We start from the raw sequence: 22,190 nt of genomic DNA, 5'->3' as shown, positions 1-22,190 counted from the left end.
CGGCCGAGTACGACGGGGGCGGTTGATCCGGCGGGGCGGTGACCCGGCCGGGTCACCGCCCCGTTTCATCACGATCAGGTTTCGGGATGCCCTCGGAGTCTTGCCTTCCGCGCATGTAATCGATTCCAATCCTCGTGTAATCGATTCCACGAGGAGGTGGACCGACGATGGCGGCCATCAAGGACGTCGCGGCCGAGGCGGGTGTCTCCGCCGCCACGGTGTCCCGCGTACTCAACGACCATCCGTCGGTCAGCCCGGAGTCCCGCGCCCGGGTGCTCGCCGCCGTCGCCGCGCTGGGGTACCGGCCCAACGCGGTGGCCCGCTCCCTGCGGACCGACGAGACCCGCACCCTCGGCCTGGTCATCAGCGATGTGCTCAACCCGTACTTCACCTCCCTGGCGCGCGCCGTGGAGGAGGAGGCGCGGGCCCTCGGCTACAGCGTGATCATCGGGAACGCCGACGAGCGGCCCGAGCTCCAGGACCACCACGTCCGTACGCTGCTGGACCGCCGGATCGACGGGCTGCTCCTGTCCCCCGCCGACCGGGGGGCGAAGCTGATCCTCGACGCGGTGCGCGCCGCGACGCCCGTCGTCTTCGTGGACCGGTGGATCCCGGGGGTGGACGTGCCGGTCGTCCGGGCGGACGGCCGCGCCGCCGTGCGGGAACTGGTCGCCCATCTGCTCGCCCTCGGCCACCGCAGGCCGGCGATCATCGCGGGGCCCGCGGCCACCACCACCGGCAGCGAACGCGTGGACGCGTTCCGCGCGGCGCTCGGTGAGCACGGGGTGGCGCTGCCGGAGGCGTACATCGGCCAGGGGGACTTCCAGGCGGAGAGCGGGCGCCGGGCCGCCGAGCGCTTCCTCGATCTGCCGCGGCCGCCGGACGCCGTGTTCGCCGCGGACAACCTGATGGCGCTCGGCGCGCTCGACGCGTTCCGCGCCCGGGGTCTGCGGGTCCCCGAGGACATCGCGCTCGCCGCGTTCGACGACATCCCCTGGTTCGTGCACACGGACCCGCCGATCACGGCCGTCGCACAGCCGACGGACGAGCTGGGGCGGGCCGCCGTACGGGCACTGGTGGAGCGCATCGCGGGCCGCGAGCCGCCGTCCGTGACCCTGCCGGCCCGGTTGGTCGTCCGCAGCTCGTGCGGCGCGGGCCGCCCACCGGGCCGCGTCGGTGCCCCGCGGGGCCACGCGGACCCTCCACCGGGCCGCACGGAGCCGGGGTCACGGCAACCGGAGTCACCGGAACCGGGGTCACCGGCTCCCGTCCCGTCGTCGGAACGAAACCCATCAGCACGATCGCGAAGGAGCGACCCGTGAGTCACCCTGACGAGTTGCTGCGTGTCGAAGGGATACGCAAGACCTTCCCCGGCGTGGTCGCGCTCGACAGCGTCGACTTCGACCTGCGCCGCGGCGAGGTGCATGTCCTCCTCGGTGAGAACGGCGCCGGCAAGAGCACCCTCATCAAGATGCTCTCGGGTGCCTGCCGGCCCGACGCCGGACGGGTGCTCGTCGGCGGCGAGGACGTACGGATCCACGGCGCGCAGGACGCGGAGCGGCTCGGCATCGCCACCATCTACCAGGAGTTCAACCTCGTCCCCGACCTGACGGTGGCCGAGAACATCTTCCTGGGGCGCCAGCCGCGCCGCTTCGGCCTCGTCGACCGCAAGAAGATGGAGGCCGACGCGGCCGCTCTCCTGGAGCGGGTCGGCGTCACCACGCCGCCCCACACCAAGGTGCGCGAACTGGGCATCGCCCGGCTCCAGATGGTCGAGATCGCGAAGGCTCTCAGCCTGGACGCGCGCGTGCTGGTGATGGACGAGCCGACCGCCGTGCTCACCTCCGAGGAGGTCGAGAAGCTCTTCCGGATCGTGCGCGCCCTGCGCGAGGACGGGGTGGGCATCGTCTTCATCACCCACCACCTGGAGGAGATCGCGGCGCTCGGCGACCGGGTCACCGTGCTGCGCGACGGCCGCAGTGTCGGCCAGGTGCCCGCGTCGACGCCGGAGGACGAACTCGTACGGCTCATGGTGGGCCGCAGCATCGAGCAGCAGTACCCGCGCCGCCGCGCCGAGGCCGGCACCGCCCTGCTCAGTGTGAGCGGGCTGACCCGGCGGGGCGTCTTCCACGACGTGGGGTTCGAGGTGCGCGCCGGCGAGGTCGTCGGCATCGCGGGGCTGGTGGGCGCGGGCCGCACCGAGGTGGTGCGCGCCGTCTTCGGCGCCGATCACTACGACACCGGCACGGTGCACGTGGCGGGAACTCCCCTGCCGCGGTACGACGTCGGCGCGGCGATGGCCGCCGGGATCGGCCTCGTGCCGGAGGACCGCAAGGGCCAGGGGCTGCTGCTCGACGCCTCCGTCGCGGAGAACCTCGGCCTGGTCACCCTGCGCTCGGCGACGCGCGGCGGGCTGGTGGACCGCAAGGCCCAGCACACCGCCGCCGCCCGGATGGCCGGACAGCTCGGCGTGCGGATGGCGGGACTCGAACAGCGGGTGGGCACCCTCTCCGGCGGCAACCAGCAGAAGGTCGTCATCGGCAAGTGGCTGCTGGCCGATGTCCGGGTGCTGATCCTGGACGAGCCGACGCGCGGTATCGACGTCGGCGCGAAGGTCGAGATCTACCAGCTCATCAACGAACTCACCGCCGCGGGCCACGCCGTGCTGATGATCTCCAGCGATCTGCCCGAGGTGCTCGGCATGAGCGACCGGGTGCTGGTCATGGCCCAGGGCCGGATCGCCGGTGAACTCGACGCCGCCGAGGCCACCCAGGACGCGGTGATGGCGCTCGCCGTGAGCACCGGCCCGTCCGCCGCCCCCGTAGCGAACACCACGACAAACACCACGACGAACACCGTGACGAACGAGAACACCGACGAAGAAGGAGTGGAGGGCTCCCGTGGCCACTGACACGCTCAAGAGCGAGAAGAGCAACACGACAGGCGGCGGTGGCGCCCCGGGGCTCCGCCGTCTCCTCCTCGACAACGGCGCCCTGAGCGCCCTGGTCGTCCTGGTGGTGGCGATGTCGCTGCTGTCCGGCGACTTCCTCACCACGCAGAACCTGCTGAACGTCGGTGTGCAGGCCGCCGTGACCGCGATCCTCGCGTTCGGTGTCACCTTCGTCATCGTCACCGCGGGCATCGACCTGTCGGTCGGCTCGGTGGCGGCGCTCTCCGCGACCGTACTGGCGTGGTCGGCCACCTCCGAGGGGGTGCCGGTGTGGCTGGCGGTCGTCCTCGCCGTCGCCACCGGCATCGCGTGCGGGTTCGTCAGCGGCGCGCTCGTCTCGTACGGCAAACTCCCGCCGTTCATCGCCACACTGGCCATGCTCTCGGTGGGCCGCGGCCTCTCCCTGGTGATCTCGCAGGGCAGCCCGATCGCCTTCCCCTCCTCGGTCTCGCGGCTGGGCGACACACTCGGCGGATGGCTGCCGGTGCCGGTCCTGGTGATGATCGTGATGGGGCTGATCACCGCGGTGGTCCTGGGCCGTACCTACCTCGGCCGTTCGATGTACGCGATCGGCGGCAACGAGGAGGCGGCGCGCCTCTCCGGGCTGCGGGTCAAGCGCCAGAAGGTCGCCGTCTACGCGCTGTCCGGACTGTTCGCCGCCGTCGCGGGCATCGTCCTCGCCTCCCGGCTCTCCTCGGCCCAGCCGCAGGCCGCGCAGGGGTACGAACTCGACGCGATCGCCGCGGTCGTCATCGGCGGCGCGAGCCTGTCGGGCGGGGTCGGCAAGGCGTCCGGCACCCTGATCGGCGCGCTGATCCTCGCCGTGCTGCGCAACGGCCTCAACCTGCTGTCGGTGTCGGCGTTCTGGCAGCAGGTCGTCATCGGTGTGGTCATCGCACTCGCGGTGCTCCTCGACACGGTGCGCCGGCGCGCCGGATCGACCCCCGTCGCGGGCGGCGCCGCCGGTACGGGCGGGCCCGGGGGCGGAAAGGCGCAAGCGGTGAAGTACACGGTCGCCGCGGTGCTGGTGGCCGCCGTCATCGGCGGTGTCTCCTTCTGGAACAACGGCTCGTCCGGCGGCGCGACCAAGCTGGGGATGTCCGTCTCCACGCTCAACAACCCCTTCTTCGTCCAGCTGAAGGCCGGTGCCCAGGCCGAGGCGGCGGCGAAGGGCGTGCGGCTCACCGTCACCGACGCCCAGAACGACGCCTCCCAACAGGCCAACCAGATACAGAACTTCACCAGCGAGGGCATGTCGTCGGTGATCGTCAACCCGGTCGACTCGGACGCGGCGGGCCCCTCGGTACGCGCCGCCAACAAGGCGGAGATCCCGGTGATCGCCGCCGACCGCGGGGTCAACCAGGCGGCGGTCGCGACGCTCGTCGCCTCCGACAACGTCGCGGGCGGCGAACAGGCGGCACGCACCCTGGCCGAGAAGCTCGGCGGCACGGGCCGGATCGTGATCCTCCAGGGGACGGCCGGCACCTCCGCGAGCCGGGAGCGCGGCGCGGGCTTCGCCCAGGGCCTCAAGGCGTTCCCCGGTATCAAGGTCGTCGCGAAGCAGCCGGCGGACTTCGACCGCACCAAGGGCCTCGACGTGATGACGAACATGCTCCAGGCCAACGGTGACGTGAACGGTGTCTTCGCCGAGAACGACGAGATGGCGCTCGGCGCGATCAAGGCACTCGGCGCCCGGGCCGGCGCGTCGGTCCCGGTGGTCGGCTTCGACGGCACGCCCGACGGGCTGAAGGCGGTCGAGGCGGGCACCTTGTACGCGTCGGTGGCCCAGCAGCCCAGGGAACTGGGCAAGCTCGCCGTACGCAACGCGATCGAGGCCGCCGCGGGCGAGAAGATCGACGCTACGGTGAAGGTGCCGGTGAAGGTGGTCACGGCGGAGAACGTGGCCGACTTCTCCTGACGGCCGCCGCACACCGCACGCGCCGTACCCACCCGGCGCCGTACCCACCGCGTGCCCGTACCCACCGATGCCCCGAGGAAACGGAGAGAGACAGCGATGTACGACTACGACCTGCTGGTCGTGGGGTCGGCCAACGCCGACCTGGTGATCGGCGTCGAGCGGCGCCCCGGCCCCGGTGAGACCGTCCTCGGCTCGGACCTGTCGGTCCACCCGGGCGGCAAGGGCGCCAACCAGGCCGCCGCCGCGGCCCGCCTCGGCGCCCGTACGGCGCTGCTCGCGCGGGTCGGTGACGACGCGCACGGCCGGCTGCTGCTCGACTCGCAGCGCACGGCCGGTGTCGACACGGCGGGGGTACGGTCCGGCGGGGCGCCCACCGGGGTGGCGCTGATCACCGTGGACCCGTCCGGGGACAACAGCATCGTGGTGTCCCCGGGTGCCAACGCCCGGCTCACCCCCGAGGACGTACGGGACGCGGCGAAGCTGCTGGCGGGGTCGCGGGTGGTCTCCGCCCAGTTGGAGATCCCGTTGGAGACGGTCGCCGAGGTGGTACGGGTGCTGGCGCCCGGCACCCGCTTCGTCCTCAACCCGTCGCCCCCGGTGGAACTGCCCGCCGAGATCCTCGCGGCGTGCGATCCGCTGATCGTCAACGAGCACGAGGCACGGGTCCTGCTGTCGGCGGGTCGGTCCCCGGAGAACTCTCAGGAGGACTCTCAGGAGGACTCCCCCGGTGACGAACCGGCCGACTGGGCCCGGGCGTTGCTCGCGCTGGGGCCGCGCTCGGTGGTCATCACCCTGGGCTCGCGCGGGGCGCTGGTGGCGGACGCCCGCACCACGGCGCTCGTGCCGTCCGTACCGGTGCGGGCCGTGGACACGACGGGCGCCGGTGACGCGTTCACCGCCGCGCTGGCCTGGCGGCTCGGCACCGGCGAGGAGCTGGCCACGGCGGCCGCCTACGCGGCGCGGGTCGGCGCCGTGGCGGTCACCAGGGCGGGCGCCCAGGCATCGTTCCCGACGGCATCGGAAGTGGCGGCGCTGTCGAGCGGTGACCCGTCGGAGCGGGGAGCGTCCCGGTGAAGAAATCGGGCATACTGAACCGTCATCTCGCGGGCGCGCTGGCCGAGTTGGGCCACGGGGACGGTGTGCTGGTCTGCGACGCGGGTATGCCGGTCCCGGCCGGCCCGCGCCTGGTGGACCTGGCCTTCGTGGCCGGTGTGCCGTCCTTCGCCCAGGTGCTGGAGGGGCTGCTGGCGGAGCTGGTCGTGGAGGGCGCGACCGCCGCCCACGAGGTGCGGGAGGCCAACCCGGAAGCGGCGCGGCTGCTGGCACCGCTCCCGGACCTCGGCTTCGTCCCGCACGAGGAGCTGAAGAGGCTCTCGGCGGGCGCGCGGCTGATCGTACGCACCGGTGAGGCGCGGCCGTACGCCAATGTGCTGCTGCGGTGCGGTGTGTTCTTCTGACCCTGGTACGGCGGCGGCTCACCCCAGGCCGGTCACGACCCCGCGCAGCAGCAGTCCGCAGCCGAGGGCGAGGACGACGGTGGCCGAGGCGAACGGGGCCATCCGGTGGGTCAGCGCGAGGAACCGGCCCCGGGGCCGGGCGGCCAGCCTGCGGGTGGTGGTCTCCCGGAGCCGTACCACCGCGAAGCCGGCCGCGGCGAGGGTGACGGCGAGCCCGGCACCGTACGCGATCACCAGCAGGAACCCGAACCACGCCTGGCCGAGGGCGGCCGCGCCGACCAGCACCACGACGGCGGACGGGCTCGGGACCAGTCCGCCGGCGAAGCCGAGGAGGATGATCCCGCGCAGGCCGGGGGCGGGCGGAAGGTGGCTGTGCGCGTGGCCGTGGGCGTGCGCGTGCGCGTGGTCGCCGTCCTTGACGTGGTCGTGATCGTGGCCGGGGCTGTGACTGTGCCGGTGGCCGCGCGTGTGCTCGGGGTCCTCGCGCTCCACCGTGAGCGTGGCCACCGAGGTTTCGGCCAACTCGTGCTCGTGGGCGGGTTCGTGCCGATGCGCGGAGGCGAGTACCGGGAGCCGGTCCTTGTCCGCCGTCTCATGGGTGTGTCCGTGCGGATGACCATGACTGTGCCCGTGCCCAGGGCTGTGGCTGTGTCCGTGGGCGTGACCGTGGCTGTGGCCGTGCGGACGGCCACGGTTCCGCCACGCCCGGCGCAGCAGCAGCGCGCCCGCGATCGCGACCAGCGCGCCGCTCGCGATGGAGAGCGCGAACACCACGGTGGGCGCCGCGGCCGAGCCCGCCACGATCAGCGCGCCCAGGGCGAAGACACCGAGGGTGTGTGTCATGGTCACCGAGAGCCCGAGGGCCAGCACATCGCGCAGGGAGCTGCGACCGCCCGCCGTCGCCGCGGCCGCCATCATGGTCTTGCCGTGCCCCGGGGCCAGCGCGTGCATGGCGCCCAGCAGCAGGGACACACCGAGCGCGAACGCCGCGAAGCCGAGGGTGAGTTCGTGCCGGGCCACCAGTCCGGTCAGTGCCTGTGCCCAGCGGTCAGCCCCGCGCGGCAGCACCCCGGCCACCGGGGAACCGCCCTTCTCGTCCTCGCCCCCGGCCAGCGCGGGGCCGCCGGCGTGCACGGTGAAGGCGGCCGACGCCTGGTCGGGCGGTGAGGAGAGCAGATCGCCGGGGTACGAGGTCAGCCGCCGCGAGAGGGAGTCGCGCGGCAGGTCCCCCGACTCGCTGAGGGTCATCCGGTCGCCGCGCGCGGTGATCTCGCGCCAGCCCGCGCCGGTCGCTACCCCCGCCGGGTGGTAGGCGAGCCGCAGCGGCTCGTCGTCCGGCAGCGGCGCGCTCAGTTCGCACGTCACCCGCAGGGTCCGCAGCCCGGCCTGCCCCGGGCGCTCCTGCGCCTTCGCGCCGCCCGCCGTGAGGGCGACGGCCTTCCCGCCGCCCTCCCCCACCGTCAGCCGCGCGCCGGCCGCGGCGGTGTCGCACCGCGCGGTGGCCCACGCGGCCAGTTCGGCGGCGTCCAGCTCGTCGTTCCCGTCGGTGTCGATACGGCCCCGCTCCTGCGCGGCCGGGATCTCCGCCAGGTCCTCCACATGGTCCACGCGCAGCGTCTCCGGGGCGACGACCAGGCCGTCGTACTGGCTGACGGTGAAGTTCCCCAGCGGGTGTGCCTGCGCGGCCGAGGCGGGCAGCAGCGCGAGGGCGGTCCCGGTGACGAGGGTGGCGAGCGCGGTGGCGGTGGTACGCCGGGGAACGGACCGCACGGACCGCACCGCGCGACGCACCGTCGAGAAGCCCCCGGTCATGGAGCCTCCGGTCATGAAGCGCCCGGTCATGAGTCCTCCCGGGATCCGGATCCGGATCCGGATCCGGTCATCCCGGCCAGCGCGGACCTGGCCTCGCGCGCGCCCGTGGGCGAGAAGCCGGGGTTCAGGTCGAGCGCGGCCTCCAGGTGACGGCGCGCGGCCCGGTCGTCGCCGAGGGCCCGCTCGATCATGCCGCGGTGGTAGAGGAAGGAAGCGTTGCGGTAGCCGGGCGACGCGGCCGTCGCCTTCTTCGCGTACGTCAGCGCCTCGCGGTCCTTCCCGTTCGCGTGCAGCGCCCAGGCGAGCGCGTCCGCCGTGTGCACGCTCTCGCGGCGGGACCACTCGGCGCGCGCGGCCTTCAGTGCCTGCCCGGCGTCGCCGTGGTCGGCCTCGATGAGCGCGGACTCCAGGTCGGTGGCGACACCGTTGGCGCGGGCCAACCGGGTCCACGTACCGACGAGTTCGTACTGTTCCTCGGCCTGCTCCCGCTGCCCGGTCGCCTCGCGCAGCTCGCCGAGCGCGGCCAGCTGGCCCGGCAGGGGGAAGCGGCGTACGACCTCCTCCAGATCGCTCAGCGCCTCCTTGGTCCTGCCCTGCGCGGCATGGGTACGCCCACGCCCCTCCAGCGCGGGGACGTACCGCGGATCGGCCCGCAGCGCGGTCGCGTAGTGGCCGAGCGCTTCGTCGTACTGCCCCTGGCTCCAGGCGAGTTGGCCGAGCGCGGTGGCGACGTACGCCACATCGGCGGTGCCGGACGCCGACTTCAGCGCGCGCAGCAGCACCTCACGCGCGCCCTTCGGGTCGCCGCGCAGCTCCCGTACGTACGCGTACCGGGTGAAGACGGGGAGGCCGGGGCGGCGGTCGTCGGCGAGTTCGACGGCCTTCGACGCCTCGTCGTAACGGCCGAGTTCGACCAGCGCGTCGACCCTCGTGGCGAGGGCGCTCTCGCTGTACGGATTGACCCGCAGCGCCCGGTCGGCCTGGCTCAGCGCCGCCGGGAAGTCGTGCCGCGCGGCGGCCAGTGCCGAGCGCCCGGCGAGTGCGGTGTCGTTCTTGTCGGCGGGGCGCAGTGCGAGCGAGCGCTCGAACGCCTGCTCCGCCTGCGGATAGCGCGTCGGGTCGCCGCTCGTCCTGGCCTGCTCGATGTAGGCCGTGCCCAGGGTCGCCCATCCGGTGGCGTCCTTGGGCTGGTCCTTGAGGTGTTTCTGGAGGGACGCGATGCCCTGTGCGAGGTCCCCCGAGGCCAGCCGCTCGACGGGGACGCTCGCCGCGAGCGCGGGCGCGGCGCGTACGCCCCGGTCCTCGTCGCCGCCGGCGCCGAGCGCCACCGAGGTGGCGGTGAGCACCAGCGCGACGGCCGTGACGGTGAGGACACGGCGGCGGCGCCCCGTACCGGCGGCGCTCCCCCGACCCTCGCACTCATCCTCGCACTCATCCTCGCCCTCACGCTCACGCCCTCGCGCGAACTGCGGCTTCCGTACGAGCATCGGTCTCGCCTTCCTCGGTTCTCATGGTCGGGTGGTGCGGCGGGGGTGGCCCGGCGGCGCCCGTGGGGGAACGGATGACGCCGCCGGGCCGGTCAGACGGCCCCGGACTGCCGGTGGTCCGGGGTTCAGCCGACCCAGGACGGGCGCGAGCGGCGGGCCCGGAACCAGGTGGCGACGAGGCCGATCAGCAGGGCGACGACGGCGCCCACGCCGGCGGAGACCAGCATCACCGTGGTGTTGGACCATCCCGCGGTGAGCGAGTTCATGCCGCCCGTCAGCCCGGTGCCGGACGCCTTGGTCTCCACGTCGGCGGCGTCGACGTCGGAACCGGCCTTGGGCAGGGCCACGTACGGGAAGTTCTTCTCGAACTCCTTGTCGTTGGCGTCGACCTCGTCGCCCAGGTCGTTCTCGGCTCCGACGAGTTCGCCCTCGACGACCTGGAGCGCGATGTCGAGCACGTCGTCCGACAGCCGGCGTCCGTTCGGGAAGCCCGCGTTGTCACCGTCCAGCACGCCGAGCCGCTTCGGCTTCTCGACCGGCTTGATGGAGGTGTTGAGGCGCAGCATCTCCGACGGTGTGACCTTCGGGGGCTGGTTGAGGTCCTTCACACCGGTCAGGAAGACCGAGACGAGGTCGTCGCGCGGCTCCGCCGGGGCCTTGATGTCGTAGATCGCCTCGATGAGCTTCGGCAGCTCCGGCTCCGTGACGTTCTTCAGGAAGTCGCCGTCGTCCTCCGGCGAGGAGGCGTTGAACTTGTCCTTGTCCTTGACGGGGTTGACGACCTCGTTGACGAGCGGCATGCCGAGGCGCGACACCCGGGTGTACTCGCCGGAGGCGTTCTGGCGCTCCGTGGTCGAGTAGATGCCGATGATCGGCTGTTCCTTCGACTCCTGGAGGTACGAGTTCGGCACCTGGAGGGCGATGGAGTTGACGTTGTAGCCCTTGAGGGTGTCGTTGCCGACCTCGGACAGGTCACCGCCGTACAGCAGGTCGAAGACCCGCAGATCGGCGAAGAACGGGTCGTCGGCCTGACCGGCGAACGCCTTGATCCCGCCGGGGACCTTCGCCACCGCCTGGTCGCGGAGCTTCTTGTAGTCGGGCATCGACGCCTTGCCGACGTTCGACGGGGCGACCGGCAGGTTCTCGGCGACCTTGTGCTGGGAGACGACCTTCTTGTGCTCCAGCCGCAGCAGTTCGATGTCGTAGGTCTGCGTGAAGTTGAGCTCCGGGGAGTCCAGGCTCTCCACCACACCGGTGTTGTAGAGGAAGGTGTCCTCGTTCTTGCGGTGGTCCTTGAACGTGAACCGGTAGACGAGATCGTCCTGGGCGTCGCCGTTGTTGTCGATGCGGATGTCGTAGCGGGCGTCGGTGGCGAACGTGAAGAAGTTCGGTCCGCCCGCCGGCTCCTGGAACGGAAGGACGTTCGCGACGATGGTCGTGGTGTCGGGGTGGTCGGGGCTGACGAACGCGTAGAGGTCCGTGTTGTCGAACTGGGGCTGTCCCGAGATCAGGGGAGCCTCGCGGTGGCTGGAGGCCTGCGCGGCCTGTGGCGCCAGCGCGGCCACGCCGGTGGCGGCGAGCCCCCCGGCGGCCAACGCACCACAGGCGAGCAGCGCGACGCTCCCGCGTCCTCGCCACGTACGCCCGCTTCTGGTGATTGGGGTCATCGAGTCCGTCCTTCGTCCGCATCGGGGCCGTTCCGGCTTGCTGTACACGTCCTTACGTGCGCGACCCCGTTCTTGTTCGGTCTCGTTCGCGGCGAGTTGGGGCGCGGCAGGGCCGGTGGAGGCAAGAAGGCATGGCAGGGCTGGGACGTAGCCCGATCGGACCTCTTCAAAAAAATTTCCGGCCGGACCAATCCATCCGGAGCCGTGCAACGAAGAAGAGAAGACGGGGGGTGTTTCCGCACGTCAGAACGGTCTGTGCCGGATGCTCCCGGGCATGCGCGCGCCGGTCCCGGCGAGCGTGCGGCCCGCTCGCCGGGACCGGCGGTGGGGGGGTGCTCGCCGGGACCGGCGGTGGGGGGCCCGTCGCGTCGGACGGACCTCGCTTCTTCGGACCCGCGCGTCGACCTGTGCACCGGACATGACGCCCGGTGTGTCCCGAAGCGCTGACGTCGATGGCGTAGTTGTGGCTCTGGGCTAGCTGCGGGAGGCGGGAGCGATGACGGAACCGTGCGCCGACGCGGTGCCGGCCGGAGTGGAAGGATGGGCACCCGAGCCGCGGGTCACCGGCACGTGGCGGACGCGAAAGGTGTTACGGCACATGGCAGTTGTCCACCGCACCACGATGACCCCCACCAAGCTGGAGCTGCTCACCTCCTGGCTCCCCGCGCGGCCCTGGTACCGCGGCGGGGGAAGCGCCCCGGAGCTGAGCCGGACCGGCGGGTTCCGGCTCGACGATCCCCGCGGCGAGGTCGGGATCGAGTTCATGGCGGTCACCGACGCGTCGGGCGACCGGCCCCTCACGTACCACGTGCCGCTCACGTACCGGGGCGAGCCGCTCGCCGGGGCCGACGAGGCGCTCGTCGGGACCAGCGAGCACGGGGTGCTGGGACGGCGGTGGATCTACGACGGGGCCCATGACCCGGTGCTCGCCGCACAGCTCCTCGCCCTGCTCACCGGCGCCGCCGAGCCGCAGGCCCAGAGCCTCAGCGACACCCCCGACCCGTCCGTCGCCGGCGGCCTCGCGGGGGCCGGACCCACGGGTACGTTCGCGTCCCTGACCGTGACGGACGGGCCGGACGGCACCGATCTCCTGGTCCGGACTACGGGCGGCAGCGCGACAGCCGGCGGAACCGCCGGTGAGCCGGGGACCCCGCTGGCCATCCGCGTCAACCGGACGCTCCTGGCCGTCCCGGACGCCCCCGCCGGCGCGCCCGGGCTCCTCGGCCATGTCACCGCGGGATGGAGCCTCCCGGACGGAAGCACGGCACGCGGCCGATACGTCGTCGTGACCGGCCCCGCACCCGCCTGAGACCTCATACGGGCCCCGTCCGCCCCGTATCCGCGCACACGAAGCCGGCCGACGCGTGGGTCGGCCGGCTGACTGTCGCGTGCCTCAGACGACCGCGGGCTCCGGCTCCGGAGCCGCCTCGGTCTCGGCCTTGGGCTTCGACCCGGCCTTCGCGGAGGCGCCGGCCGGGGCGTTCCCCGCGGCCTCCCCCGACCCGTCTCCATCGTCGGCACCGTCCGCGCCGCCCTCGGCGATGTCCAGGAAGTGACGGATCGCGTCGACCGACAGTTCGAGTTCGTCGGCGGCGTCCAGCTCGCTCCCGAAGACCTCGACCGCTTCCGCCACAGCCTCGGCCAGCTCCGCCTCGGCCTTGCGCAGCTTGGCCTCGGCCTTGTCGACGGTGTCGACCACCGCCAGCTGCCGGCGCTGCTTCTCCTGGAGCTTCTGCTTACGGGACGGGCTCTTCTCGGGGGTTTGCGAAGTCATGACCAAGATCATATGCCGACCGTCGGCAATCCCCGAAATTCCCAACTGGCAGCCATCGAAGGCCATTCCACAGAGGGACGTCAAGCCCCGGTCAGCCGGTTCCGGCGGTGGCCTCGGGCCGGGCCGCCACGTCGGCGGTGGGGTCCGGTGCGCGGGTGACGGCGGAGACGGCCATCATGACCACGACGTTGAGGAGCAGGGCCACGATACCGACGTTGAGATCCTTGACCGCCTGCGGCAGGGCGGGCAGCAGGTCGCCGACGGTGGCACCGGAGAGGGTGACGACGGCGACCGTGGTCACACCGACGAAGATGCCCGCCGCGGCCCCCTGTTTGGTCACCAGTCGCCGGCCGGCCAGGCTCGCCACCAGGGCGGGGAAGAGCTGGGTCACCAGGGAGTACCCCATGAGCAGCAGGGAGACCAGGGAACTGCCGCCGTTGAAGGTGAAGTACAGGGCGATCAGGGCGAGCGCCGGCACCAGGAGCTGGGCCAGCCGCCCGACCTGGGTATCGGTGGTGTCCGGCCGGGCGAGGCGGTAGACGTTCTTGGCCAGGCAGGTGGCCGAGGTCATGAGCAGCAGCGAGCCGGGGACCAGCGCGGTGAGCAGCCCGGCCCCGCCGACGATCCCGACGACCCACGGCGGGAACGTGGCGGTGGTGATGCGCAGCAGGGCGAGGTCCGCGTCGGCGCCGTGCAGGCCGGGGACCACCAGGATCGCGGTGAAACCCACGAAGAAGACGAAGAGCAGGATGAGCTGGTAGAGCGGCATGAAGATCGCGTTGCGCCGGAAGACCCGTTCGTTCTGGGCCGTGTACGAGGCGCTGAAGGTGTGCGGCCACATGTAGAAGCCCACCGCCGAGAGCAGCACGGTCGAGGCGAACCACGACGGGCTCATCCCGCTGGAGGGCAGGGTGAGCAGACCCGGGTCGGCCTTGTCGACGGCCCGGAACATGTCCCCGACGCCGCCGAAGTAGTGCACCGGGAGGTAGATGCCGAGCACCAGCACGACGGCCAGGATCGCGACGTCCTTGAACACCGCGGTCCAGGCCGAGCCGTGAATGCCGGAGATGGTCACGTAGACGGTCAGGGCGACGGTGCCGATGATGACGGCCCAGTGGGAGGAGATGTGTCCGTACGAGGCCACCGAGACGATGATCCCGAGGCCCTTCAGCTGAAGGACGAGGTACGGCACCATCGCGACGACGCCGACCAGCGCCACCAGCGCGCCGAGCAGCGGACTCTCGAACTTGGCGACGAAGAAGTCGGACTGGGAGATCAGCCGGTGCGCTTTCGCGTACCGCCAGACCGCCGGCAGCAGCCAGTACGACAGCACGTAGGCGAGCGAGGCGTAACAGAGGATGTAGTAGGCGGGAGCGCCCTTGCCGTACGCCCAGCCCGAGGCGCCCAGGAAGGTGAAGGTCGTGTAGATCTCGCCGGCCAGCAACAGGAAGACGAACACCGAGCCGAATCCTCGGCCGCCGACCGACCACTCCTCCAGGTTCATGTCCTTGCCGCGGCGGGCCCGCAACCCGAGCAGCAGGGAGACGGCGAGGAAGACGAGGATGACGGCGATGGCGGTCACGAGGTGTGATCCTTCCGGTTGGCCGGGTCCAGCCGGTAGACGACGGCCATGGTCGCCGAGATCAGGACGACCCACATGACCAGCCAGAAAAGAATGAACGGCATACCGAGGACATAGGGCGTCACCCGGTTCGCGAAAAAGATCCCGCCGAGGATCCCGATGAACGGGATAACACCGAGCAGGTGAGTGGGTTTCACGTCAAGAACCTCCTGGGGCGGGCGGGGCTCCTTCGGGAGCGGCGCCTCCGGGGCGGTCGGCACGAGCGGCTCGGCCCGCCGGGCTGAGCGAGGGCGGCTCGCCGCGGCCCTGTGGGTTTCATCGTGCGGAAACAAGTTTCCAGCCTGGGAGATGTATAGGCCCGCCCGGTGACCTTGTCAACGCCTCTCAATAAGACGGATAAATCAAACTTTTAGTTGAAAATACGCCGACACCACGACGGCCGAGGCGGAACCGCAGGTCGGCGCGGCGCGAGGGGGCCCCACCGGCAGCCGCGCACCCCCATCCGGCGGCCACTCCGGCAGCCATGCCGACGGCCACCCCGACAGTCACGCGGCACGAGGGGTTGTTATTCCACAATGCAGAAAATACTATCCACATTGCAGAACCTGCCCGTTGCCCCCGATGACCCCCGGAGGAGACTCCATGGCACGCATGTTCCTCAACGGCCAGGCGATGGAGGGCGGCCCCTTCCACCACCACCTGCGGGGCGCCCCACTGATCGCGAAGACCCGTACCGCCCCCGGCCACCGCTTCTTCTCGATCCGGGACACCTGCCCCGGCCTGCTGCGCGACCCCGGCGTCGACACCACCGTGGAGGGCGAGGTCTACGACGTCCCCGACGAGGTGCTCCGCGACGAGCTGCTGCCCAACGAACCGGCGGAGCTGGAGTTCGGCATCATCGAGCTCCAGGACGGCTCCTCGTGTTTCTCGATGGTGCTGCGCCGTGGGGAGCTGGAGCGGGGCGGCCACACGGAGATCACCGCGTTCGGCGGCTGGCGCGCCTATCTGAAGAGCCTCGGCCGCGACGCCTGACCCCGAACACACCGCGAGACGACGACAGAAGGAACACGCACGATGAGCACAACCCCTCGGAAGATCGCCTTCATCGGTCTGGGCATCATGGGCGGCCCGATGGCCGCCAACCTCGTGAAGGCCGGTCACACCGTGACCGGATACAACCGCGGCCGCTCCCCCGTCGACACACTCGTCGCCGCCGGTGGCCGGGGCGCCGGCAGTGTCGCCGAGGCGGTCCGGGACGCCGAGGTCGTGATCACCATGGTCCCGGCCGACGCCCAGGTCAGAGAGGTCGTCCTCGGCGAGGACGGCGTCCTGCGCCATGCCGCGCCGGGCACCCTGCTGATCGACATGAGCAGCGTCACCCCGGAGACCGCGCTGGAGGTGGCGGCCGCCGGGCGCGAGAAGGGCGTCCGTACCCTCGACGCACCCGTCTCCGGCGGCGAGGCCGGCGCGATCGAGGCCGTCCTGTCCATCATGGTCGGCGGTGACGCCGACGACTTCGCCGACGCCCGGCCGGTCTTCGAGGCACTGGGCACCACCGTGGTGCACGTCGGCCCGCACGGCGCCGGCCAGACGGTCAAGGCCGCCAACCAGCTCATCGTCGCCGTCCATCTGCAGGCCCTGGCCGAGGCCGTGGTCTTCCTGCGGAACGCCGGGGTGGACCTCCCGGCGGCGCTCGACGTCCTGGGCGGCGGACTGGCCGGCTCCACCGTCCTCGCCCGCAAGCGCGAGGCGATGGTGAGCGGCGACTTCACGCCCGGCTTCCGTATCGACCTGCACCACAAGGACATGGGCATCGTCACCGACGCCGCCCGCGCGGTGGGCGCCCCGCTGCCGGTCGGCGCCCTCGTCGCCCAACTCGTCGCCTCCGCGCGCGCCTGCGGCGACGGCGGTCTCGACCACTCCGCGCTACTGCGGGGCGTCGAACGCCTCGCCGGCCGCACCCACCCCTGAACCCCGACCCGTTGGAGAACCCCATGGCTCGCATGACTGCGGCCCAGGCCGCGGTGGAGATCCTGAAGCGTGAGGGCACCACCCACGTCTTCGGTCTGCCCGGCGCGGCGATCAACCCCTTCTACGCCGCGATGCGCGGCGACGGCGGCCTGACCCACATCCTCGCCCGGCACGTCGAGGGCGCCTCCCACATGGCGGAGGGCTACACCCGGGCCAGGCCGGGCAACATCGGCGTCTGCGTGGGCACCAGCGGCCCCGCGGGCACCGACATGATCACCGGCCTGTACTCGGCCGCCGCGGACTCGATCCCGATCCTGTGCATCACCGGCCAGGCACCGGTGGCCAAGCTCCACAAGGAGGACTTCCAGGCGGTCGACATCTCCGCGATCGCGGGGCCGCTGACCAAGATGGCGATGACCGTCCTCGAACCCGCGCAGGTGCCCGGCACCTTCCAGCAGGCCTTCCACCTGATGCGCTCGGGCCGCCCGGGACCGGTCCTGATCGATCTGCCGATCGATGTCCAGATGGCCGAGATCGAGTTCGACCCGGAGACCTACGCGCCCCTCCCGGTCTACCGGCCGGCCGCGACCCGGGCGCAGATCGACAAGGCGATGGAGCTGCTCCAGGCCGCCGAGCGACCGCTGCTCGTCGCCGGCGGCGGTGTCGTCAACGCGGACGCGAGCGAGCTGCTGGTGGAGTTCGCGGAGCTGACCGGCGTTCCGGTGGTGCCCACCCTGATGGGCTGGGGCGCCATCCCCGACGACCATCCGCTCATGGCGGGCATGGTCGGGCTCCAGACGTCCCAGCGGTACGGCAACGCCACGATGCTCGCGTCCGACTTCGTGCTGGGCATCGGGAACCGCTGGGCCAACCGGCACACCGGCGGCCTCGACACGTACACCCGGGGACGTACCTTCGTCCATGTGGACATCGAACCGACCCAGATCGGCCGAGTGTTCGCCCCGGACCGCGGCATCGTCTCGGACGCCGGGGCCGCGCTGGAGCTGTTCGTCGAGGCCGCGCGGGAACTCCGGGACTCCGGGGCGCTCAAGGACCGCTCCGCCTGGTCGGACAGTTGTCGGGAGCGCCGGCGGACGATGCTGCGCAAGACCCACTTCGACAACGTGCCGGTGAAGCCGCAGCGGGTCTACGAGGAGATGAACAAGGCGTTCGGCCGTGACACGCGGTACGTCAGCACGATCGGGCTCTCGCAGATCCAGGCGGCGCAGATGCTGCACGTCTACCGGCCGCGGCACTGGATCAACGCCGGACAGGCGGGGCCGCTGGGCTGGACCCTGCCCGCGGCGCTGGGGGTCGCGACGGCCGATCCGGACGCCACCGTCGTCGCCCTCTCCGGTGACTACGACTTCCAGTTCCTGATCGAAGAGCTGGCCGTCGGCGCGCAGTTCAAGATCCCGTACCTGCATGTCGTCGTCAACAACGCCTACCTCGGGCTGATCCGGCAGGCCCAGCGCGGCTTCGACATGGACTTCTGCGTCCAGTTGTCGTTCGACAACATCAACGCGCCCGAGGTGGGCGGTTACGGCGTCGACCATGTCAAGGTCGCCGAGGGGCTGGGCTGCAAGGCCATCAGGGTCTTCGAGCCGGACCGCATCGGGCCGGCGCTGGAGGAGGCCAGGAAGCTCATGGCCGAGTACCGGGTGCCGGTGATCGTGGAGATCATCCTCGAACGGGTCACCAATGTCTCCATGGGCACCGAACTCGACAACGTCACCGAGTTCGAGGAACTGGCCACCGACCCGGAGCAGGCGCCCACCGCCGTCCTCGCTCCCGCGACCGGCGCCGCGGCTCCCCTCGGCTGACGCGCCGGTGTGCCGCGCCGGTGTGCGGTGCCGGCCGCGGCCGTACGTACGGCGGGCGGACCAGGCCGGTCTGCCCGCCGTACGGGGAGCAGGACGTACGGGGAGCAGGACGTCAGCGGAGGGTGACGGAGACCCGCACCTCGTAGTCCGGACGTCCGACGAGGGCGTGCTGGTACCAGGAATAGCGCACCCCCACACCCACGGCAATGTCCATGCCAAAATGTCGGGGTCATGCGCCGACGGCCGCGGTGTCCCTTCCGCTGCTGGTCAGCTGGATCCCCTGGCCCAGCAGCCCGCGCAGGATGAGCCCGATGCTGTCGGTCAGCGCGCGCATCGCGACCGGGTTGATGATCGGCTCCAGGCTGGGGATGCCCAGGTCGAACTCGCAGGAGAACAGGACCACCACGTCCCGGTCGGCCTGCCGGACGTCCCAACTGCCCGCGAACCGGGCGAAGTCCCCGGTGAGCTGGTCGAAGGTGATGTGCCGGGCGACGGGGTCGACGACGTCCCGTTCGGTCCAGTACAGGACGCCGCCGCGGAAGTTCACGGCCCAGGACGAGTCGACGGTGCCCGCCTCGTCGGCGGTCACCTTGATCTCGCGTACGGCGTCGGTGTGGTCGGAGTACCGTTCGAAATCACGGACCAGGCCGAACACCCGGTCCGCGTCGTCGTCGGTCAGCAGTCCCTCGATGTGTATGTGGCAGGCCATCGCATTCCTCCGGTGGGTAGGGGGGTGGGTAAGAGGCCGGTGGTCACCCCAGGACGAGCGGTCCTCCGGCGTAGGCCGTGCTCAGTGCCTCGGCCGCCCAGCCGAAGGAGGGCGGATGGAACTTGAGCGCCCCGGCACAGGCCGCCAGGTACGACGTCTCGTCACCGGAGATGTAGGACATGCCGCCGAGCGCCTCCAGACAGCGCGGCACCACACGGTCGACGGCGGCCTGAGCCGCGAACCGGCACACCAGTGACTGCGCCAGCTCGGCCTGGCCGACCGGGCCGCCGGTGTCCAGCACCGAGGCGGCGTCCGTCACGCCGCCCATGGCCGCTTCCAGCTCCACCAGGATCCGGGCCCGTTCGGCGGGGTCGCCCTTCCTCCGGTCGAGCACCCGCTCCGCCAGCGCGCTCGCCATCCCCAGGTACGAGGCCGCCATCAGCAGCTCGAACCAGACGAACCCCACGGTCTGGACGGGGTCCATGGAGCCGTCCTCGCCCCGCTCCGTACGGACCACCATGTCCGGTGAGACCCGGACGTCCCGCAGCCGTACCTCGTCGCTCTCCGCGCCGGCCAGCACGGTGCTGCCCCAGAACGGGTGCACCGAGATCCCGGGAGTGGTGGCGGGGATCACCGCCACGGCGAGGCGCGGGCCGCCGTCGGTGCCGGTGCCGGTGTCCAGCAGGACGGAGGCGGTGAGCAGGTCCATCGACGCGGACAGGCTGCACGGCTTCTTGGCACCGTTGAGGACGATGTCGTCGCCGTCCTGAACGGCCGTGATGGAGGAGGCGAGGATCGACTGCCCCGACCTGCCCTCGGCGAACCCGGAGGCCATCAGCAGCCGCTGTTCGGCGACCGCTTCGAGCAGCATCCACTCCAGGCCCTTGGTGACCTCGTACGCCTGGATCAGCCCGGCGACCGAGAAGTGGTGCATGGTGGTGGCCACCGCCAGGGACGGCGCGCGCGATCCCACGGCCCGCTGGAGCCGCACCGCCTCCACCGCGCTCGCGCCCAGCCCCTTGTGCTCCGACGGCACCAGCAGCCCCGCGCCCCCCGCCTCCTTGAAGAGGCCGAGCGCGGGGCCGCCGGGGCGCTCCAGCTCGTCCTGGGGCAGGGCGGCGAGGCGGCCGTCCAGTCCGGGGAGGAACCTCTCCAGTGCCGTGCGCTCGCGTTCAAGAAACCTCATCGCCGTCTCCTCCGGGTCCGTTCCAGGGTGGTGCCGTGAGCGTGCCGTCGATCCACCGGCCGATCCCGGCGGCGATCGGCTCGGACCGCCTGACCCAGCCGGTGTGGCCGAGCCGTTCGCCGTGGTGCCGGCGCGTCACGTCCGCGCCGCGCAGCAGGGCGCACAGGGCGTCCACCGCGCCGGGCGGCGCCAGCCGGTCGCCGCCGACCGAGACCGCCAGCACCGGCAGCCTCAGGGCCGCGATCAGCTCCTCGTACGGGACGTCCGCCCCGGCCGGCCGGTAGCGCCCAGTGCGGGCCATCCGGGCCCAGTCGCCCACCAGCACCCGGGACTGCCGTCCGGCGAAGCCCAGTACGTCGCCCGGCCAGTAGCCGCGCAGCCGGGCGACCGCCGCGACGGTGTTGGTGCCGAGCAACGGGATGAGCCCGGTCGGCGGCGGGTACGCGCGGAAGTACGGGGTGCCCGCGGCGACCAGCAGGATCCCGGCCAGATCGGCCGGATTGCGGGCGGCGTACATCAGGCCGATCTGGCCGCCGATGCTGTGCCCGAGCAGGAACACCGGGCTGCTGGGCGCCTGTTCGCGCAGCGCGGCCACCACCGCCGGACAGTCCACGGTGGCCAGCTCGTGGTAGCCGTACCGGGCCGAGGCGTCCGGCCGGGGCAGGCTGTCGCCGTACCCGCGCAGATCGGTCACCGCGACGCCGAGGCCGTGCGCCGCCAGGGCGGTGGCGAACGGCCGGTAGAAGCGCGCCCGTACACCGAGCGCGGGCCAGACGACGACGAGCGGCCGCCCCGCCGGCGCCGGCCAGTGGTGCACCGCGAGGGCGGCTCCGTCCGGCAGTGTCACGGTCAGCCGTACGGAACCGGCCCCGGCCGGCGGCTCGTCGGGCCGGTCACTCACCGGCCAGGCCCATGTAGGCCAGCCGGGCGGCCTGGGTCTCGGCGGACCACTCCAGCGCGGCCTTGATCCGCTCGTCCGGCGTGGTGTCCAGCAGCCGGCGCCCGGGCCAGATCTCGTGGTCGCCGATGACGTCGGCGATCTGCTGGACGCCTTCCTGGAAGAGTTCCTCCCGGCGTCGCAGGACCTCGAACACCGGCAGGGAGGCCCAGAGTTCGTTGCCGCGCTTCAGGAGGCCCGCCACATGTTCCGTGAGCCCCGGGTCCCGGGACAGATGCCGCTTGACGATCTCGCTGCCGACGGTCAGGTGCCGGATCTCGTCGATGCCCGCCCCGCGCTCCACGCTCGCCGCCGCGGGATCGACGATCTTCCACTTGCGCTCGCTGAGTTCACCGGTCGGCGCCAGCACCCCCTCGACCAGAACGGTCAGTACCAGCACCCCGGAGAGGAACGGGTGCGGCCCGTTCATCACGTCCAGCCCGAACTCCTCCAGCGGGTCCAGCACATGGGTGCGGTGCTCGCCGGCGTACCGCTCGACGACCTCGTCGATCTCCGCCTCCGGGACACCCACCTCGGTCATGTGCGCCCGGAACGCCTGGGCGTGCCGGGCCTCGTCCAGCAGCTGGGTGGCGTAGAACTCCATGGACTTCGCGTCGGGCGCGTTCGCCACCAGGGAGGTGATCGCCCGCGCGGCCTTGTCCTCGGCGATGGAGCGGAAGGAGAACTCGGTGAGCAGCGCGTCCCGCAGCGGGCCCGGCTTCCGCATGTGGTCCGGCGTCACCGCCTCCGGGCGGTGGCCGTTGACCAGGCCCCGGAGCGTACCCTGGGCGACATTGACCAGCCAGTAGTCCAGGTCGCACCGCTCCGGCGTGAGCCTCAGTTCGCGGGCGCCCGCGAGCACGTCGGGGGCCTGGTCCCAGTCTGCTTCCGGTGCGATGTTCGTCGTCATCGTGCCA

19 protein-coding genes are annotated in these 22,190 nt (G+C 71.9%); 9 read left to right on the top strand and 10 right to left on the bottom strand.

What is annotated here, in order from left to right; genetic code table 11:
- Nucleotides 1–167: 167 nt before the first annotated feature.
- The 5 genes from ACFTZC_RS25260 (at nt 168) to rbsD (ending at nt 6,325) form a co-directional block, all read left to right on the top strand.
- Nucleotides 168–1,322 (top strand): LacI family DNA-binding transcriptional regulator, encoded by a 1,155-nt coding sequence (locus ACFTZC_RS25260; RefSeq protein WP_382893390.1) that lies wholly within the window; start codon nt 168–170, stop codon nt 1,320–1,322.
- The gene (locus ACFTZC_RS25255) at nt 1,319–2,911 is read left to right on the top strand and encodes a sugar ABC transporter ATP-binding protein (protein ID WP_382893388.1); all 1,593 of its coding nucleotides are present in this window, start codon (nt 1,319–1,321) and stop codon (nt 2,909–2,911) included. Before ACFTZC_RS25260 ends, ACFTZC_RS25255 begins: the two co-directional genes overlap by 4 nt.
- Nucleotides 2,901–4,868, top strand: a complete 1,968-nt coding sequence (locus tag ACFTZC_RS25250) for a substrate-binding domain-containing protein (protein ID WP_382893386.1) — start codon at nt 2,901–2,903, stop codon at nt 4,866–4,868. The genes ACFTZC_RS25255 and ACFTZC_RS25250 overlap by 11 nt, the downstream gene beginning before the upstream one ends.
- A 96-nt stretch (nt 4,869–4,964) precedes the next feature.
- Entirely contained in the window at nt 4,965–5,942 is a 978-nt protein-coding gene (locus ACFTZC_RS25245; RefSeq protein ID WP_382893384.1) for a ribokinase, read from the top strand.
- Entirely contained in the window at nt 5,939–6,325 is a 387-nt protein-coding gene (rbsD, locus tag ACFTZC_RS25240; protein ID WP_382893382.1) for a D-ribose pyranase, read from the top strand. Before ACFTZC_RS25245 ends, rbsD begins: the two co-directional genes overlap by 4 nt.
- A gap of 18 nt (nt 6,326–6,343) precedes the next feature.
- Here rbsD and ACFTZC_RS25235 read toward each other — a convergent pair whose 3' ends face one another.
- The 3 genes from ACFTZC_RS25235 to ACFTZC_RS25225 all read right to left on the bottom strand — a co-directional run bounded on the left by ACFTZC_RS25235 (nt 6,344) and on the right by ACFTZC_RS25225 (nt 11,291).
- Nucleotides 6,344–8,137 carry a sulfite exporter TauE/SafE family protein gene (locus ACFTZC_RS25235; protein ID WP_382893433.1) on the bottom strand — a complete coding sequence of 598 codons (1,794 nt, stop codon included), beginning with the start codon at nt 8,135–8,137 and terminating at the stop codon, nt 6,344–6,346.
- 26 nt (nt 8,138–8,163) lie between these two features.
- Complete coding sequence (locus ACFTZC_RS25230; protein WP_382893380.1) at nt 8,164–9,624, bottom strand: tetratricopeptide repeat protein; 1,461 nt, start codon at nt 9,622–9,624, stop codon at nt 8,164–8,166.
- Between the two features lie 125 nt (nt 9,625–9,749).
- Nucleotides 9,750–11,291, bottom strand: coding sequence for a DUF4331 domain-containing protein (locus ACFTZC_RS25225; RefSeq protein ID WP_382893378.1), 1,542 nt, complete (start codon nt 11,289–11,291; stop codon nt 9,750–9,752).
- A 598-nt stretch (nt 11,292–11,889) separates the two neighbouring features.
- On the opposite strand from ACFTZC_RS25225, the gene ACFTZC_RS25220 reads away from it, so the two are divergent.
- On the top strand, nt 11,890–12,600 hold the full coding sequence (locus tag ACFTZC_RS25220; protein ID WP_382893377.1) for a 1,4-alpha-glucan branching protein: 711 nt from the start codon (nt 11,890–11,892) through the stop codon (nt 12,598–12,600).
- Between the two features lie 84 nt (nt 12,601–12,684).
- On the opposite strand, the gene ACFTZC_RS25215 is transcribed toward ACFTZC_RS25220, so the two are convergent.
- From ACFTZC_RS25215 to ACFTZC_RS25205, 3 genes are all read right to left on the bottom strand, one after another.
- Nucleotides 12,685–13,065 (bottom strand): hypothetical protein, encoded by a 381-nt coding sequence (locus tag ACFTZC_RS25215; protein WP_382893375.1) that lies wholly within the window; start codon nt 13,063–13,065, stop codon nt 12,685–12,687.
- A gap of 91 nt (nt 13,066–13,156) precedes the next feature.
- Nucleotides 13,157–14,647, bottom strand: coding sequence for a sodium:solute symporter (locus tag ACFTZC_RS25210; protein WP_382893373.1), 1,491 nt, complete (start codon nt 14,645–14,647; stop codon nt 13,157–13,159).
- Nucleotides 14,644–14,844: a DUF3311 domain-containing protein gene (locus ACFTZC_RS25205; RefSeq protein WP_382893371.1), complete on the bottom strand. Its 201-nt coding sequence runs from the start codon at nt 14,842–14,844 to the stop codon at nt 14,644–14,646. The genes ACFTZC_RS25210 and ACFTZC_RS25205 overlap by 4 nt, the downstream gene beginning before the upstream one ends.
- Nucleotides 14,845–15,289: 445 nt before the next feature.
- Between ACFTZC_RS25205 and ACFTZC_RS25200 the strand changes: the two genes are divergently transcribed.
- From ACFTZC_RS25200 to gcl, 3 genes are read left to right on the top strand one after another with little or no spacing between them, the layout of a single operon-like run.
- A complete protein-coding gene (locus ACFTZC_RS25200) occupies nt 15,290–15,679 on the top strand; it encodes a gamma-glutamylcyclotransferase (RefSeq protein ID WP_382893369.1) in 390 nt (129 codons plus the stop codon).
- 42 nt (nt 15,680–15,721) lie between these two features.
- Complete coding sequence (locus ACFTZC_RS25195; protein WP_382893367.1) at nt 15,722–16,618, top strand: 2-hydroxy-3-oxopropionate reductase; 897 nt, start codon at nt 15,722–15,724, stop codon at nt 16,616–16,618.
- A gap of 23 nt (nt 16,619–16,641) precedes the next feature.
- Nucleotides 16,642–18,441 carry a glyoxylate carboligase gene (gene gcl / locus ACFTZC_RS25190; protein ID WP_382893365.1) on the top strand — a complete coding sequence of 600 codons (1,800 nt, stop codon included), beginning with the start codon at nt 16,642–16,644 and terminating at the stop codon, nt 18,439–18,441.
- Between the two features lie 229 nt (nt 18,442–18,670).
- On the opposite strand, the gene ACFTZC_RS25185 is transcribed toward gcl, so the two are convergent.
- Genes ACFTZC_RS25185 through ACFTZC_RS25170 form a run of 4 tightly spaced genes read right to left on the bottom strand, consistent with a single transcriptional unit; the run spans nt 18,671 to nt 22,183 of the window.
- Nucleotides 18,671–19,150 (bottom strand): SRPBCC family protein, encoded by a 480-nt coding sequence (locus ACFTZC_RS25185; RefSeq protein ID WP_382893363.1) that lies wholly within the window; start codon nt 19,148–19,150, stop codon nt 18,671–18,673.
- A 43-nt stretch (nt 19,151–19,193) separates the two neighbouring features.
- A complete protein-coding gene (locus tag ACFTZC_RS25180; protein WP_382893361.1) occupies nt 19,194–20,336 on the bottom strand; it encodes an acyl-CoA dehydrogenase in 1,143 nt (380 codons plus the stop codon).
- Complete coding sequence (locus tag ACFTZC_RS25175; protein ID WP_382893359.1) at nt 20,323–21,237, bottom strand: alpha/beta fold hydrolase; 915 nt, start codon at nt 21,235–21,237, stop codon at nt 20,323–20,325. Before ACFTZC_RS25175 ends, ACFTZC_RS25180 begins: the two co-directional genes overlap by 14 nt.
- Complete coding sequence (locus tag ACFTZC_RS25170) at nt 21,230–22,183, bottom strand: VlmB-like protein (RefSeq protein ID WP_382893358.1); 954 nt, start codon at nt 22,181–22,183, stop codon at nt 21,230–21,232. Before ACFTZC_RS25170 ends, ACFTZC_RS25175 begins: the two co-directional genes overlap by 8 nt.
- Between the last annotated feature and the right edge of the window lie 7 nt (nt 22,184–22,190).

The sequence above is a fragment of the Streptomyces sp. NPDC056987 genome, assembly GCF_042673865.1.
Taxonomy (GTDB): Bacteria; Actinomycetota; Actinomycetes; order Streptomycetales; family Streptomycetaceae; genus Streptomyces.
This window is presented reverse-complemented; position numbering and strand designations above follow the sequence as displayed.